The organism is Streptomyces sp. AV19 (assembly GCF_015999245.1).
GTDB lineage: Bacteria > Actinomycetota > Actinomycetes > Streptomycetales > Streptomycetaceae > Streptomyces.
Map to the genome: position 1 here is coordinate 1 of NZ_JAEAMR010000094.1, position 2,043 is coordinate 2,043.

A 2,043-nucleotide genomic window follows, 5' to 3' on the forward strand; every position below is an offset into this window, starting at 1 on the left:
GCTTGAGGCGCTCACGCCCCTTCACCACGATCGGCCGCCCGATGTCGGTGTAGAAGAGAGCGGCCTCGCCGTCCTCGGCGTACAGCGTGTAACGCTCCAGGCGCGCCGCCGCACCGGTGCGCATGTACTTCTCGACCGCCTCCCGGTTACGGGCGCGCAGTTCGAGGTGATCGGTGAAGACGGACGGGGCCAGGGTGGGGGATGCGCTGTCGCTCATGTCGTCTCGCAGGCGGTTCTGTACAGAGGTCCGGTGGTTCAGGGCTGGAGGCGGCGGGAGGTCCAGCCCTCGCCGGAGCGGTCGTAGCGCAGCCGCTCGTGGAGCCGGTCGGTGCCGTTGGTCCAGAACTCGAACTCCTCGGGCTCCAGCCGGTAGAGGGAGTACGAAGCGGGGCGCGGCAGCGGCTTGTCGAGCGCGGCGAGCCGCCGGCCCTCGGCGCGGGCCGCCTCGACGTGGGCGTAGTCCTCGAACTCCGTGCTCTGGCGGCAGGCCGACGACATCGCGTGGGTGTAGACCGGGCGGGCGTTCCAGGCGGCGTCGGCCTCCTCGTCGGAGAGCTTGCGCACCGGGCCGGCGACGATGATCTGCTGGCTGGTCTCGCGCCAGTACAGGACGCCGGAGGCCCAGGGGTTGGCGGCCAGCTGGCGCCCCTTCTGGCTGGTGCTGTGGGAGGTGAAGAGCAGCCCCTCGTCGGTCACGCCGGCCACCACGACCATGCGGGACGAGGTCCGGCCGCGCTCGTCGGAGGTGGCCAGGGCGAGGGCGAAGGGCTCGCGGACCTTGCTCTCCTTCGCGCCGTCGATCCAGGCCCGCAGGAGGCCGTAGGGCTCGGCCGGGGGGTCGACGAACTCGGGGAAGTCGAAGTCGACGTCCCCGGTCATGGATTCGGACCTCTTGTTGCTCGGGGTGTTGCTGCTCACGGGTGACTCCAGCGGTGAGGGAGAACAGTTGGACTGAGGAGGAACGGTTCGGGTCACACGTGCAGCGTGCCCTCGATGGCGAGCGCGCCGTTGCCGCCGACCTCGACGGACTCCACCCGGTCGCCCTCGCCGTGGGCGAGCGCGCGCATCGGCGAGGGGCGGCCCATCTCGACGCCCTGGGTGATGGTGATCCGCTGCCCGTACTCGATCAGCCCGCGGCGGGCCAGGTGGATGGCGATCGGCCCGGCGGCGGAACCGGTGGCGGCGTCCTCGACCACGCCGTAGGCGGGCGAGAACATCCGGCTGCGCCACTCGGTGCCGGAGCCGGCGAAGACGTTGGCGGCCATGTTCTCGAAGGCGGCGAGCGCGCGGTGGTCGGGGTGGAGGGCCGAGAGGGCCTCGACGCTCTCCAGGCCGACGAGGACGTGCCGGGGGCCGTTGACGTAGATCTCCACCGGCAGCGTGGACTCGCGGACGCCCAGGGCGGCCAGGAGTTCGTCGGTGCGGTCGAAGGGCTCCCACGTCGGGATCGGCTGCTGCATCCAGGCGGCGGTCACCTCGCCGTTCTCCCGCTCCAGCTCGAACGGGACGATGCCCATGGCCGTCTCCAGCCGCAGCTTGTCGGCCCGGGTCCGCCGGCCCAGCGCGATGGCGGTGCCCAGCAGCGGGTGCCCGGCGAAGGGCAGCTCGTTGACGGGGGTGAAGACCCGGATGTGGTGGTCGCCGCCCTGCTTGGGCGTCAGCACGAAGGTGGTCTCGGAGAGGTTCATCTCCCGCGCGATGCGCTGCATGCGCTCCGCGGAGAGATCGTCGCTGTCGAAGAAGACGGCGACCGGGTTGCCCTTGAGGGGCTCCGTCGCGAAGGCGTCGACGACGACGTAGGAATGCATGTGCTGCTCCAAGCGGTGGGAGGGGTTGCGGTGGGAGGGGTTACGGAAGCGGAGCGGCGCGGCCTGCCGCGCCGGTGGCGGGACCGGACGTGCCGGTCCCGCCGAGGGGGCCCCCGCCGCCCGCGGCGCGGGGCGGGGGCGGGGGGGTGCGCCGGCCGTGGCCGCCCCCGCGCCCCCGCCCGCCAGCCCCCCCGGGGCGCCGCGCCCCGGGGCGGGCGGGGGGGGCCCCCCCGAC

3 protein-coding genes are annotated in these 2,043 nt (G+C 73.2%); all 3 read right to left on the reverse strand.

The genetic code is table 11. From position 1 onward, the window contains the following. The coding region (locus tag I5Q34_RS33700) for a PhzA/PhzB family protein (protein WP_199896306.1) at positions 1-217 on the reverse strand (217 nt) is incomplete at its 3' end. A 38-nt stretch (positions 218-255) separates the two neighbouring features. Next, on the reverse strand, positions 256-918 hold the full coding sequence (phzG, locus tag I5Q34_RS33705) for a phenazine biosynthesis FMN-dependent oxidase PhzG (RefSeq protein WP_277965573.1): 663 nt from the start codon (positions 916-918) through the stop codon (positions 256-258). Between the two features lie 53 nt (positions 919-971). Beyond that, complete coding sequence (locus I5Q34_RS33710) at positions 972-1,808, reverse strand: PhzF family phenazine biosynthesis protein (protein WP_199896307.1); 837 nt, start codon at positions 1,806-1,808, stop codon at positions 972-974. Positions 1,809-2,043: the final 235 nt, after the last annotated feature.

What these genes read in the sequence shown, in the direction of transcription:
- I5Q34_RS33710 (WP_199896307.1), bottom strand. Translation starts at nt 1,808, where the DNA reads ATGCATTCCTACGTCGTCGTCGACGCCTTCGCGACGGAGCCCCTCAAG.